Source organism: Zafaria sp. Z1313 (assembly GCF_050563205.1).
GTDB lineage: Bacteria > Actinomycetota > Actinomycetes > Actinomycetales > Micrococcaceae > JAZDCJ01.
Genome location: NZ_JBNWUK010000001.1, coordinates 174,986 through 188,014, shown reverse-complemented (window position 1 = coordinate 188,014; position 13,029 = coordinate 174,986). Strand labels below are relative to the sequence as shown.

The 13,029-nt window shown below is 72.0% G+C and carries 13 protein-coding genes; 8 read left to right on the top strand and 5 right to left on the bottom strand.

Going from position 1 to position 13,029, the window contains the following annotated elements:
* Window positions 1-3: 3 nt before the first annotated feature.
* Together ACQ3I4_RS00910 and manA are read left to right on the top strand one after the other, a co-directional pair.
* On the top strand, window positions 4-1,665 hold the full coding sequence (locus tag ACQ3I4_RS00910; RefSeq protein WP_329859738.1) for an LCP family protein: 1,662 nt from the start codon (window positions 4-6) through the stop codon (window positions 1,663-1,665).
* Between the two features lie 7 nt (window positions 1,666-1,672).
* Window positions 1,673-2,896 carry a mannose-6-phosphate isomerase, class I gene (gene manA, locus ACQ3I4_RS00905; RefSeq protein WP_430632642.1) on the top strand — a complete coding sequence of 408 codons (1,224 nt, stop codon included), beginning with the start codon at window positions 1,673-1,675 and terminating at the stop codon, window positions 2,894-2,896.
* A gap of 127 nt (window positions 2,897-3,023) precedes the next feature.
* Here manA and glpX read toward each other — a convergent pair whose 3' ends face one another.
* Window positions 3,024-4,058, bottom strand: a complete 1,035-nt coding sequence (glpX, locus tag ACQ3I4_RS00900) for a class II fructose-bisphosphatase (protein WP_329859736.1) — start codon at window positions 4,056-4,058, stop codon at window positions 3,024-3,026.
* Between the two features lie 97 nt (window positions 4,059-4,155).
* On the opposite strand from glpX, the gene ACQ3I4_RS00895 reads away from it, so the two are divergent.
* The 4 genes from ACQ3I4_RS00895 to ACQ3I4_RS00880 all read left to right on the top strand — a co-directional run bounded on the left by ACQ3I4_RS00895 (window position 4,156) and on the right by ACQ3I4_RS00880 (window position 7,744).
* The gene (locus ACQ3I4_RS00895; RefSeq protein WP_329859735.1) at window positions 4,156-4,767 is read left to right on the top strand and encodes a DUF4245 domain-containing protein; all 612 of its coding nucleotides are present in this window, start codon (window positions 4,156-4,158) and stop codon (window positions 4,765-4,767) included.
* A gap of 106 nt (window positions 4,768-4,873) precedes the next feature.
* Window positions 4,874-5,506, top strand: a complete 633-nt coding sequence (locus tag ACQ3I4_RS00890) for a carbonic anhydrase (protein WP_329859734.1) — start codon at window positions 4,874-4,876, stop codon at window positions 5,504-5,506.
* 84 nt (window positions 5,507-5,590) lie between these two features.
* Window positions 5,591-6,262 (top strand): SDR family oxidoreductase, encoded by a 672-nt coding sequence (locus ACQ3I4_RS00885; protein ID WP_329859733.1) that lies wholly within the window; start codon window positions 5,591-5,593, stop codon window positions 6,260-6,262.
* A gap of 63 nt (window positions 6,263-6,325) precedes the next feature.
* A complete protein-coding gene (locus ACQ3I4_RS00880) occupies window positions 6,326-7,744 on the top strand; it encodes a class II fumarate hydratase (protein ID WP_329859732.1) in 1,419 nt (472 codons plus the stop codon).
* Between the two features lie 107 nt (window positions 7,745-7,851).
* Here ACQ3I4_RS00880 and ACQ3I4_RS00875 read toward each other — a convergent pair whose 3' ends face one another.
* Window positions 7,852-8,322, bottom strand: coding sequence for an NUDIX hydrolase (locus ACQ3I4_RS00875; RefSeq protein ID WP_329859731.1), 471 nt, complete (start codon window positions 8,320-8,322; stop codon window positions 7,852-7,854).
* Window positions 8,323-8,327: 5 nt separating this feature from the next.
* Complete coding sequence (locus ACQ3I4_RS00870) at window positions 8,328-8,834, bottom strand: prepilin peptidase (protein ID WP_329859730.1); 507 nt, start codon at window positions 8,832-8,834, stop codon at window positions 8,328-8,330.
* A gap of 58 nt (window positions 8,835-8,892) precedes the next feature.
* On the opposite strand from ACQ3I4_RS00870, the gene ACQ3I4_RS00865 reads away from it, so the two are divergent.
* Window positions 8,893-9,732, top strand: a complete 840-nt coding sequence (locus tag ACQ3I4_RS00865) for a hypothetical protein (protein ID WP_329859729.1) — start codon at window positions 8,893-8,895, stop codon at window positions 9,730-9,732.
* An 82-nt stretch (window positions 9,733-9,814) separates the two neighbouring features.
* Window positions 9,815-10,486: a GNAT family N-acetyltransferase gene (locus tag ACQ3I4_RS00860; protein ID WP_329859727.1), complete on the top strand. Its 672-nt coding sequence runs from the start codon at window positions 9,815-9,817 to the stop codon at window positions 10,484-10,486.
* Window positions 10,487-10,496: 10 nt separating this feature from the next.
* Here the strand turns inward: ACQ3I4_RS00860 and ACQ3I4_RS00855 are convergent, their stop codons facing one another.
* A complete protein-coding gene (locus ACQ3I4_RS00855) occupies window positions 10,497-11,915 on the bottom strand; it encodes a PhoH family protein (protein ID WP_430632791.1) in 1,419 nt (472 codons plus the stop codon).
* Window positions 11,916-12,190: 275 nt separating this feature from the next.
* Window positions 12,191-12,952, bottom strand: a complete 762-nt coding sequence (locus ACQ3I4_RS00850) for an isoprenyl transferase (protein WP_329859726.1) — start codon at window positions 12,950-12,952, stop codon at window positions 12,191-12,193.
* Window positions 12,953-13,029 lie beyond the last annotated feature (77 nt).

Below are 13,029 nucleotides of genomic sequence, written 5' to 3'. Positions count from 1 at the left end.
CGCATGAGTGAACGCACCCCGGACTCCTCGGGCCTGACCGACCCGGTCCGCCACCCCGAGAGCGCCAGCGCGCCCGTGAGGACCAAGAGGGCCTGGGTGCTGCTCCTGCTGACCGTGCTGGTCCCGGGCGGGGCGCAGCTCGTCGCGGGCAGCAAGCGCCTGGGCCGGCGGGCACTGCGGGTGACGCTTACCTGCTGGTTCCTCCTCCTCGCCGTCGCGGCCGTCGCGGTGCTGAACCGCAGCATCCTCATCGAGCTCCTCGCCCGGCCGGCGGTCCAGCTCGTGCTCGTCGTGGTCCTGGGGCTCCTGGCCGTGGGCTGGCTCGTCCTCTTCATCAATACGCTCGCCATCATCCGGCCGCGGCTGCTGGCCCCGGGCATGCGCGGGATCGTCGCGGGGGCGAGCGTCGTGGCCGTCCTGGCGACGAGCGGCGTCCTCGGCTACGGCGCGTTCGTGCTCAACACGGGGCGCGGAACCATCCAGAACGTCTTCGCTTCCGGCCCGGCGTTCGACCCCGTCGACGGCCGGTACAACATCATGCTGCTCGGCGGCGACGCCGGTGCGAACCGCGTAGGGCTCCGCCCGGACACGATGTCCCTCTTCAGCATCGACGCCGCGACCGGCAAGACCGCCGTGATCTCCTTCCCACGCAACTTCCAAAGGGCGCCCTTCCCCGCCGGGTCGCCGCTGCACGACGTCTACCCCGAGGGGTTCAGCTGCGGCGACGAGTGCATCCTCAATGCCCTCTACCCCACGGTCGAGAACGAGCACGCCGATGTCTTCCCGGCGGGTTCGAATGCCGGGGCGGAGGCCATGATGGACGCCGCCGAAGGCATCACGGGCCTGAAGGTCCAGGGCTACGTCCTCGTGGACATGGCCGGCTTCGAGCAGTTCATCGACGCGATGGGCGGCGTCACCGTGGACTCGGGCGGTTGGGTTCCCTATCGCGGTGCGCCGCGGGACGACACCTTCGTCAGGACGCGGTGGTTCGCTCCGGGCGAGCTCAAGCTCGATGGCCAGGACGCCCTGTGGTTTGCCCGCTCGCGCTACTTCACGACCGACTACCACCGGATCCGCCGCCAGCAGTGCCTGCAGCAGGCGATGATCAACCAGTTCAATCCGCAGACCGTGTTGACGCGCTTCACGGACATCATGTCGGCGGGCGAGGAGCTCGTGGAGACCAACATCCCGCAGGACCAGCTCGGCAGCTTCCTGAATCTCGCCGACAAGGCCCGCAAGTCCCCGTTCGAGCGCCTGACGCTCGGAGCCCCCGATTTCGGCACGAGCGCGGAGCGCTTCTCGACCTTCCCCGACTTCGACCGGATCCACACGCGCGTCGATGCGCTCCTGCTCGCGGCCTCGGGTGCCGCCCCCGCGAGCAGCGCCCCCGCCTCGGCGTCGACGGACGGCCAGGGCGGTGCCGGGGCTTCCGGCGGCGGATCGGGCGCTTCCCCGTCCGCCGGGGGCGGCCAGGCAGGATCCGGCGCCTCGACCCCGGCTCCGTCGTCGACCGACGCCATCGAACAGGGTGCCGATGCGGTGCCCAGTACGCAGCCCGACGGATCCCCGATCACGGAGGACTACCTGGTCCGGCTCGAGGAGCTCGGCCGGGAGGACCAGCTTTCGCTCATCGCGGCCAACAACAACGAGTGCTCCACGCCCTAGGAGGGCCATGTACCGTCTGAGGAACACCATCCGCGACTACGCCTGGGGGTCCCGGACCGCGCTGGCCGGGCTGCTGGGCCACGACGCGCCGGGCGGGCCGGAGGCCGAACTGTGGATCGGGGCCCACCCCGGCGCCCCCTCCCTCGCCGAGGTCCCCGGCGCCGCGCCCGTGCCCCTCGACCGGCTCATCGAGGACGACCCGGCCTCGGCACTCGGAGCCGACGCCGCGGAGCGCTTCGGCCGGCTGCCCTATCTGGCCAAGCTGCTCGCGGCCGACGCCCCCTTGTCGATCCAGGTCCACCCGACCCTGGCCCGGGCCCGGGAGGGCTTCGCGCTCGAGGAGGGCGCCGGCGTCGACCGCTCCGCCGCCCACCGGAACTACAAGGACGACAACCACAAGCCGGAGATGATCTTCGCGCTGACCCCGTTCACGGCCCTGTGCGGCTTCCGCCCGGCCGACGAGTCGGCCGCGCTGTTCGAGCTGCTCGCCGGGCGGGTCCCGGAGCCGGCAGCGGGGGCCGCCCGGCGCACGGCCGGACTCCTGCGCGGCGGGCGCCTGCGGGAGGCCTTCACGGGGCTGCTCGAGGCCCCGGACGACGTCGTGGCCCTCGTCGGCGCCTCGGCGGCGGCGTCCGCGGGGGCCGGGCCGCACGACGCGGGACTCGCGGAGCTGCCACGGCTCGAGGCGGCCTACCCCGGCGACCCGGGAGTGCTGGTCTCGCTGATGCTCAACCTGGTCGAGCTCGAGCCCGGGCAGGCGATCTGCCTGCCGGCGGGCAATGTGCACGCCTATCTGCGCGGGCTCGGGGTGGAGGTCATGGCGAGCTCGGACAACGTCCTGCGCGGCGGCCTGACCGCGAAGCACGTCGACATCCCCGAGCTGCTCGACACGGTCGACTTCGAGGCGCTTCCGGTCCCGTTCGTCGAGGCGGGGACGACCGAACTGGGCCAGGAGGTCTACTCCCCCGGCTTCGACGAGTTCGTGCTGCAGCGGATCGCCTTCGCGGCGGCTCCCGGCCTGGACGCCATGGCGGACGACGACGTCCCGCTCCTGCAGAACGGGCCCGTCCTCGTCGTCGCCACGGCGGGATCCATGGTGCTGGACTCGCCCCGCGGCGACCTGGTCCTCGAGCGGGGCGGCTCCGTGTTCGTCCCGGCCTGCGAGGCTCCCGTCGTCGTCAAGCACCACGGGCCCGGACCGGCGGAGGCCTTCGCCGTCACGCTGCCCTGAGGCCGGACGGCCCACGCGTCCGGCCGCCCGGCCTCCCCCGGGGCCGGACGTGCGGAGGGCGCGCCCCCTGCCGGGCCTCTCGGCCGGCGGGGACGCGCCCTCCGTTCGCCGGGGCGGCGCCTGGGCGTCAGCGGGTGTAGGCCTCCCACTTGCGGGACTGGTGCTCTCCCTCGACGGTGCGGATGGTGCCCGACTTCGAACGCATCACGATCGACTGGGTGAAGATCCGCTCGTCGCGGTAGCGGACGCCGCGCAGCAGGTCGCCGTCGGTGATCCCGGTCGCGGCGAAGTAGCAGTTCTCGCTCGTGACGAGGTCGTTGGTGGACAGGACCGTGCCGATGTCGTGGCCGGCGTCGATCGCCTTCTGCTTCTCGTCGTCGTCCTGCGGCCACAAGCGGCCCTGGATGACGCCGCCGAGGCTCTTGATGGCGCAGGCCGTGACGATGCCCTCCGGCGTGCCGCCGACGCCCATGAGGACATCGACCCCGGTGCCCTCGCGCGTCGCCGCGATCGCCCCGGCCACGTCGCCGTCCATGATGAACTTGGTGCGGGCCCCGGCCGCGCGGATCTCGTCGACGAGCCCCTGGTGGCGGGGACGGTCGAGGATGCAGACCGTGACCTGGCTGATCGGCTTGTTCTTGGCCTTCGCGATGAGGTGGAGGTTCTGCTTGACGGGCAGCCGGAGGTCGACGAGCTCGGCCGCCTCGGGGCCCGTGACGAGCTTCTCCATGTAGAAGACGGCCGAGGGGTCGAACATCGTGCCCCGCTCGGCGACGGCCAGCACGGCCAGGGCGTTGTTGATGCCCAGCGCCGTCAGCCGGGTGCCGTCGATCGGGTCGACGGCCACGTCGACCTCCGGCCCGCTGCCGTCTCCCACGCGCTCCCCGTTGAAGAGCATGGGGGCCTCGTCCTTCTCGCCTTCGCCGATGACGACGACGCCGTTGAAGGACACGGTCGAGAGCAGCGAGCGCATCGCGTCCACGGCCGCGCCGTCGGCGGCGTTCTTGTCGCCGAAGCCCACCCACGGGCTCGCGGCGATCGCCGCGGCCTCGGTGACGCGGACGAGTTCGAGGGCGAGGTTGCGGTCGGGTTCGGCGTCGCCGACGGACAAGCGCGGGGACAAGTGGGCGAAATTCGTGGCTTCAGTCACGGTGGTCCTCATCGTTGAGCGGTTGCTTCGGCCGGATTCCGGTCCTCGTCGATCATATCCGGCCCTCCCCCGGGTCGGGGGCCCGCGTGACATCGGTGACAATGGAAGGGTGAGCGATTCTTCCGGCACCCCCCTCCCCGAGCAGACCCAGCAGGCCGAGGCCCCCAAGCCCGTCCTGACGGCGGCCCAGGCCAAGCGGGCCAACCAGTCCCTCAAGGGGATGGTGATCTCGGTCGTGCTCACCGTCCTGGTCGCGATCCCCGTGATCGCGCTGAATCCCGGGAGCACGGAGAACACCTACCGCCCGGATGTCGACGTCGCCGCCGTCGCCGGGCAGGCCGCGCAGGCCGCCGACTTCACGCCCGTGGCCCCGCTCGCCCCCCAGGGCTGGTACCCCAACTTCGCGCGGTGGATCTCGGGCAAGGCCGACGGCGTCGACTACTGGGAGATCGGCTATGTGACGACGGACGAGGGCTTCGTCTGGATCCGGCAGGCCGGCGACGCCAACCCGAGCTGGATCGCGGAGAAGTCCGGGCAGGCCCCCGTGACGGGCGAACGGATGGTCGACGGCACGGCGTGGGAGCTGCGCGACAAGTCCGGCGAGCGCACGCTCGTCGGAGAGCTCGACGGGACCACGGTCCTCTTGAGCTCCGACGGCCCGTGGGAGGACCTGGACGAGGCCGCCCGCGCGGTCCAGCGCGGACTCTCGGCCGGCTCCTGACGCGTTCCCGGACCGGACCGCGGCCGTCCTCGACGTGCCTGCGCCCTGACGCGTCACACGCCGCAGCGGGCAGGGGCGGGACGGCCCGGGCCGCTACCCTTGTACCATGCATGTTCCCCCCTCCCTCTCCGAGGACCTCACCCCGGCCCAGGCCTGGCGCCGCCTGCGCGACGGCAACAACCGCTTCGTCGACGGCAGCACGGCGCACCCGAACCAGGACGCCCCCCGGCGCCATTCGCTGGTGGCGAAGCAGCACCCCTTCGCCGTGATCTTCGGCTGCTCCGACTCCCGGCTGGCCGCGGAGATCATCTTCGACGTGGGCCTCGGCGACGTCTTCGTGGTCCGCACGGCGGGCCACGTCATCGACGACGCGGTCCTCGGGTCCCTCGAGTACAGCGTCGCGTTGCTCGAGGTCCCGCTCATCGTGGTCCTCGGGCACGACAACTGCGGAGCCGTGACGGCGACGATGGAGGCCTTCGATTCCGGGGTCATGCCCCCCGGCTTCATCCGCGACCTCGTCGAGCGCATCACGCCCTCCGTGATCACGGCGCACCGCAACGGCATCCACGACGTCAACTCCAACGTCGTCGAGCACGTCCAGCAGACCACGCAGCGGCTCGTCGATGCCTCCAAGGTGATCTCCGCGGCCGTCGACGCGGGCAGCACCGCGGTGATCGGCGTGACCTACCGGCTTGCCGAGGGCCAGGCCGAGATGGTCTCCGGCTTCGGCGCGCTGTAACAGCGGCTGGCCACGGCCGGCGCTGGGCGATAGCGTCGGCAGCGGACGTTAGAGACCGACCACAGGCCGACCCCAGGAGGAACCATGTCCCGCATCGCCGTCATCGGAGGCCACGGAAAGGTCGCCCTGCACCTGGCCCGGCTCCTCGCCGGGCGGGGCGACGAGGTCACGTCGATCGTCCGCAATCCGGCGCACGCCGCGGACATCGAGGCGGCGGGCGCGACGCCGCTGACCGCCGACGTCGAGGCCCTCGACGCGGAGGGCCTCGCCGCGCTCCTGGCCGGGCACGACGCCGTCGTCTGGTCCGCGGGAGCCGGTGGCGGCGATGCGGACCGCACCTACGCGGTCGACCGTGACGCCGCCATCCGTTCCATGGACGCCGCCGCGGCCGCCGGGGCCCGGCGCTACGTCATGGTCTCCTACCTCGGTTCGTCGACGCGGCACGGCGTGCCTGCCGGGGACCCCTTCTTCGCCTATGCGGAGGCCAAGGCCGCCGCGGACGCCTACCTGCGCGACACGGAGCTGGACTGGACCATCCTGGGCCCCGGCCGGCTGACGCTCGAACCGGGGTCGGGCCGCATCGCCATCGGCGACGCGATCGAGCAGGACTCCGTGGCCCGCGAGGACGTCGCCGCCGTCGCCGCCGAGGTGCTCTCCGCCCCCGGAACCATCCGGCGCACCGTGCCGTTCAACAACGGCCCGACGCCGATCGCCGAGGCCGTAGCAGCGGCCGGCCGCCTCCCGGAGGAGTCGTAGCGGAGGCGTCCAGTGGTCGAGATCACCTCCCGGAGCCGCCCGCGGCGGGCGTAGGGTGATCCCATGGCTACCCCAGAGGATTTCCGCATTGAACACGACACGATGGGCGAGGTCCGGGTCCCGGTCGACGCCCTCTACAGCGCCCAGACGCAGCGCGCGGTCGAGAACTTCCCGATCTCCGGCAAGACGCTCGAACGCCGCCACATCGAAGCCCTCGCCCGCGTCAAGCGCGCCGCCGCGCTCGCCAATGCCGAGCTGGGAGTGCTCGACGACGAGCGCGCCCAGGCGATCGCCGTCGCCGCGGAGGCCGTCGCGACGGGCGAGTTCGACGCCCACTTCCCGATCGACGTCTTCCAGACGGGCTCCGGGACGTCCTCCAACATGAACACGAACGAGGTCGTCGCGGCCCTTGCGAACCGCCGGCTCGAGGAGTCGGGCTCGGCAACGCGGATCCACCCGAACGACCACGTCAACGCGTCGCAGTCGTCCAACGACGTCTTCCCCACGTCCGTCCACGTCGCCGTGACGGACGCCCTGATCAACGACCTGGTCCCGGCGTTGGACCACCTGGCCGCCTCGCTCGAGCGCAAGGAGGCGGAGTTCGCCGAGGTCGTGAAGTCCGGCCGCACGCACCTCATGGACGCCACGCCGGTGACGCTCGGCCAGGAGTTCGGCGGCTACGCGGCCCAGGTGCGCTATGGAATCGAGCGGATCGAGTCCTCGCTCCCCCGCGTCGCCGAGGTACCGCTCGGGGGGACCGCCGTCGGCACCGGCATCAACACGCCGGCGGGCTTCCCGCAGCGCGTCATCGCGCTCCTGGCCGAGGACACCGGGCTGCCGCTGACGGAGGCGCGGAACCACTTCGAGGCGCAGGCCAACCGGGACGGGCTCGTCGAGGCCTCGGGGCAGCTGCGCAACATCGCCTACTCCTTCATCAAGATCAACAACGACCTGCGCTGGATGGGTTCCGGCCCGAACACGGGGCTCGGCGAGATCGCGATCCCGGACCTGCAGCCGGGGTCCTCGATCATGCCGGGCAAGGTGAATCCGGTCATCTGCGAGGCGGCGATCATGGCGGCGTCCCAGGTCATCGGCAACGACACGACCGTCTCGCTCTCCTCGACCAACGGCGCGTTCGAGCTCAACGTCGGCATCCCCGTCATGGCGGCGAACCTGCTCGAGTCCGTGCGTCTCCTGGCCAACACCTCGCGCGTCGTGGCGGACAAGATGGTGGACGGCATCACGGCGAACGTGGAGCGGGCCCGCTTCCTGGCGGAGGCCTCGCCGTCGATCGTGACCCCCTTGAACAAGTACATCGGCTACGAGAACGCCGCGAAGATCGCCAAGAAGGCCGTCGCGGAGGGGCTGACGATCCGCGAGGCGACGTTGTCGCTCGGGTTCGTCGAGCGCGGCGAGCTGACCCGGGAACAGCTGGACCGCGCCCTGGACGTGACGACCATGACCTCGCCCTCGGGGGCCTGAGACCGGCCCCGGTCCCGGCACGCCGAACCAAGGGCTGGACGCCGGACCGGCGAGGGGCCGTCCGCGGACCGCGCGGACGGCCCCTCGTTCCGCGCGCTGCCGACCCGTCAGCCGACGAAGCGCGCGGCGGGGTCCGCGGACAGGGCCCAGTCGATGGCCCGGCGGTGCAGCGGCGGCAGTTCGGGCACCTCGCCGGGGGCGAACCAGGCGACCTCCGAGTTCTCGTCGTCGTTCACGCGCGCCTCGCCGCCGACGTAGCGGCAGGCGAAGACGACGTCCAGGTACTGGGCCCGGTCCCCGTTGGGGTACGTCACGGGCGCCGTCGTCCCGACGCCCGCGAGGCGTTCGACGACGCAGCGGACCCCGGTCTCCTCCTGGACCTCGCGCACGGCGGCACCGGCCGGTTCCTCGCCCGGTTCGAGGATGCCGGCGGGCACGGTCCAGCGCCCGTTGTCCACGCGCTTGACCAGCAGCACGGCCCCGTCGCCGCGGTGGACGACGGCCTTGACGCCGGGCAGCCAAAGGGGGTGCGTGCCGATGCGGGCGCGCAGTTCGAGGATGAAGTCGGGCGTGGGCATGGCCCCTAGCCTGCCACAAGCAGCGCGAGCGCCGTCCCGATGACCATAAAGGGGCCGAACGGGATCGCCGAGCTGCGCGTCGCCCGACGGGCCGCGATGAGCACGAGCGCGCCGATGCCGCCCAGCACGAACGTCAGCAGGGTCGCCAGCACCAAGTGCTCCCACCCGAGGTAGCCCAGGTACAGGCCCAGGACGCCGGCGAGCTTGACATCGCCCAGGCCCATGCCGCTGCGCTTGACGAGATGCAGCGCCAGGTAGAACGCGAACAGGGCCGTCCCGGCCGCCACGAGGCGCAGGAGCGCGCCCCAGTCGCCCGCGAACGCCGCGGCGCCACCGAGCGTCAGCAGCGCCGCCGGATACCAGGGCAGCACGATGCGGTTGGGCAGCAGGTGCGTCCGGGCGTCGATCCACGCCAGCCTCGCCCCGTTGACCACGAAGAGGAACAACGCGAGGGCCAGCGAGGTGGCCGCCAGCTGCTGCTCCTGACGCAGCTCGACGAGGGCATCGATCATGGCAACCACGCTACTGCACGCCCGGCAGCCGGCGGCGCCGCGGCGCTAGACTGTGGACATGGGCATCCTGGGAGCTCCCGCAGATCCGTCCGCCGGCGTCGGCCCCGCCCGGGCCGCGGCGTTCCGCCGCCTCTGCCGTTCGTCGCCGTGGCGGTGGGAGACCCTGCGGTTCAGCGTCGAGTGGACAGCGGCCCCCGGCCCGGCACCGACCGGCCCACCCGCGCCAGGGCCGGGCTCCGGCGTCGTCCCCGTCCCACGCGTCGACGCCTGGCTGCGCCGGCCGGACGCCCTCCGCGTCCAAGACCCCGAGGGCACCCTGCTGTTCTCGACGACGCGGATCAACGCCTCGCGCGGCTCCTTCTACGTCGCCGCAACGCGCACGTCCTGGCTCCTGCCGCCGCGCCTGACCAATCCCGTGTACGACGACGACGGGCTGGTCCGCCGGCGCCCGGAGGCCGCGTACGGGGACCCGGTCTTCGGCGACCCGTTCTGGGCCGCCATGCTCGATCCCGTCGAACTTGCCGGCAACGCCCCGGTGCCGACGGAGATCCCCTTCTCCAACGTCGTGGAGATCCACCGGCTCGACGACGCCCTCCACCACGGGCGGCCGGTCCTCGAGGCCGTCGTCTCCCCCAACCGCACGTTCCGTCCCGCCTGCGCGGGCCACCCCCTCATCGGCGCAGGGCGGACGCGCGTCGCGATCGACGTGCCCACGGGCGTGTGCGTGGCCACGGAGGTCCTCGACGGGCCCGGTGCCGGGGCCGGGCACCGGATCGATATCCACGGCGTCGACGAGTACATGCTCGACGACCTGTTCGTGGAGCAGTCGATGCACCTGACCGACGTCAGGGACCACATCCCCTGGATCGTGCCTCCCGAAGGACGCGCGCGCCGCTGAGCCGGAAGCGCGGCCGCGACGGACGCCGGCGCCCTCCGCGGGGGCGGCGCCTGCCCTTGGACGTCGTGCTAGCGTGGCGGCCATGCCGATGGACGATCCGATCTGGCCCCTGTTCGGCCTCCGCCTGTCTACGCCACGCCTCGAACTGCGGCCCGTGCGGGACGACGACGTCCCGCACCTCGTGGAGGCAGCGCTCGCGGGGATCCACGAAGCGAGCCGCAGCCCGTTCTCCTTTCCGTGGACCTCGGTCCCCGACGCCGAGCTGCCGGCCAACACGGCCCGGCACGCCTGGAGGACGCGGGCGGAAACTGGGCCCGGGGCGTGGACGCTGCCCTTCGGCGTGTGGTGCGGATCCAGGATGATCGGCGTCCAGGACGTGACCGCCCGCGATATCCCCCGCCTGCGCACCGTCCAGACCGGCTCGTGGCTCACGCGCTCCGCCCAGGGCCGCGGCTACGGCCGGGAGATGCGCGCGGCCGTGCTGCTCTACTCGTTCGACCACTTGGGCGCCGGGGCAGCCGAGTCCGACGCCGCCGCATGGAACTCGGCGTCGCTCGGCGTCTCCAGCTCGCTCGGCTACCGGCCCAACGGCTCGCGCCGGCAGCTGTGGGGCGACACCGTGCAGGAGGTCCGCTTCACGGCCGTCACCCCGGAGACGCTCGTCCGGCCGCCGTGGCGCCTCGAGGTCGAAGGGCACGCGGCCGCCGCGGCGTTCCTCGGCCTGGGACCGGGCGACGCCGCGGCGGAGCGCTAGAGGCTACACGCTAGAGGACCGTGTCCTCGAGCATGTCCGTCACGAGGGCGGCGATCGGCGAGCGCTCGGAGCGAGTGAGCGTGATGTGCCCGAAGAGCGGATGCCCCTTGAGCGTCTCGACGACGGCCGCGACGCCGTCGTGCCGGCCCACACGCAGGTTGTCACGCTGGGCGACGTCGTGGGTGAGGACGATCTTGGAGTTCTGCCCGATGCGGCTCATCACGGTCAGCAGGACGTTCTTCTCGAGCGACTGTGCCTCGTCGACGATCACGAACGAGTCGTGCAGCGAGCGGCCGCGGATGTGGGTCAGCGGCAGGACCTCGAGCATCCCGCGGTCCACGACCTCCTCCATGACGTTCTCGCTCACGAGCGCGCCCAGGGTGTCGAACACCGCCTGCGCCCACGGGTTCATCTTCTCGTTCTCCGTGCCGGGCAGGTAGCCGAGCTCCTGGCCCCCGACGGCGTAGAGGGGCCGGAAGACCACGACCTTCTTGTGCTCGCGCCGCTCCATGACCGCCTCGAGGCCGGCGCAGAGCGCGAGCGCCGACTTGCCGGTGCCGGCCCGGCCCCCGAGGGAGACGATCCCGACGTCCTGGTCCATCAGCAGGTCGATCGCGAGCCGCTGCTCGGCGGAGCGGCCGTGCAGGCCGAACACGTCGCGGTCCCCCTTGACGAGCCGCACGAGCCCGTCGCCGCCGACGCGGCCCAGCGCGGAGCCGCGGTTGGAGAGGATGACCAGTCCCGTGTTCGTGGGAAGCTCGGCCGCGGCACCGATGTGGACGGCCTCGTTGTTGTACAGGGCCACGACGTCGTCGTCCGCGACGTCGACCTCCGCCGTGCCCGTCCAGCCCGAGTCCTTGACGAGCTCGTTGCGGTACTCGTCCGCCTGCAGCCCCATGGCCGAGGCCTTGACGCGCATCGGCAGGTCCTTGGAGACGACCGTGACGTCACGGCCCTCGTCGCTGAAGTTCTTGGCGACGGCGAGGATCCGCGAGTCGTTGTCCGTGCCCCGGAATCCGACGGGCAGGACCTCGGTCGAGATGTGGTTGAGCTCGATCCGCAGGGACCCGCCGTCCTCGCCGAGCGGCAGCGGCTTGTCCAGCCCGCCGTGCTCGATGCGCAGCTCGTCGAGCAGGCGCAGGGCCTTGCGCGCGAAGTAGCCGACCTCAGGATCGTGGCGCTTCTTCTCGAGCTCGGAGATGACGACGATCGGCACGATCACCTCGTGCTCGGCGAAGCGCAGGACCGCGCGGGGATCCGAGATCAGCACGGAGGTGTCCAGGACGTAGGACTTCTCGCCGACGCTCTGCCGCTCGGGCCCGTGGGCGTTAGCGTGGCTTCCCGGTGCGGGGCCCGCCCCGTGCGCGGTCGCGGTTCCCGGTGCGGTCTGAACCGGCGGGGCTGCGGACTCGGTCTGTGCTGCCACGATGACTCCCAACCAGGGCGTGTGCCCTAGGACGTTCTGAACGGGTGGTCCGAAACGGCCGACGGGCCGGTTCCGGCCCTTCCTGGGATTGAGGACAAGCTCAACAGGCGGCCTTTCCGATCGGACGGCCGGGTTGCCGCCCGATGCCCCCAAACTAACCCCGTGGCGGGGTGTTCGAGGTCACGACGCGTCGGCGTTTCGGTTAATTCCGTGTGAACGGGCGGGACCGCCGGATGCCGGTATCCCGCGGCGCCCCGCCGCACCCGCAGGGGCCGCGCTCAGGAGCCGAAGCGCCGTTGCCGGTTGGCGAAGTCGCGCAGGGCGCGCAGGAAGTCGACCTTGCGGAAGTCCGGCCACAGCGCCTCGCAGAAGTAGAACTCGCTGTAGGCGCTCTGCCACGTCAGGAATCCGGAGAGGCGCTGCTCGCCGGACGTGCGGATGACGAGGTCCGGGTCCGGCTGGCCGCGCGTGTAGAGGAAGCGGGAGATGTCCTCGACCTCGAGCGTCGCCGCGACCTCCTCGGCGCTGCGCCCCTGGGCGTGGGCGTCGCGCAGCAGCTCCTTGATCGCGTCCACGATCTCGCGGCGCCCGCCGTAGCCGACCGCGACGTTGACGTGCAGCCCGGTGGCCCCCGCGGTGTCCTCGCCGAGCCGGCGCAGCTTCTCGGCCAGGTAGCCGGGCAGGAGCTCGAGGGCGCCGACGGGCTGCACGCGCAGCGTCTTGTTCTCCCCGAGGCGGTCCAGGAGGTTGGCGATGATGCCCATCAGCTGGTCGAGCTCCTCGCCGGAGCGGCTCATGTTGTCCGTGGAGAGCATGTAGAGGGTGACGGTGCGGATCTTCAGCTCGTCGCACCAGCCGAGGAAGGAGACGATGTTGTCCGCGCCGGCCTGATGGCCGTGCGCCGTGGGGGCTCCGGCCAGCTTGGCCCAGCGCCGGTTGCCGTCGACCATCATCCCGATGTGTCCGGGGAGCTTCTCCGGCGGCAGCTCGCGCGTGATGAACTTCCCGTACAACCGGTACAGGAACGTCGGCAGCTTCACCTGGCATCCTCCATCCGGCGGTCCGTTCCCGCGTCGCGCCCCGGCCCGGTGGCCGACGACGCTCCAACGCTACCGCG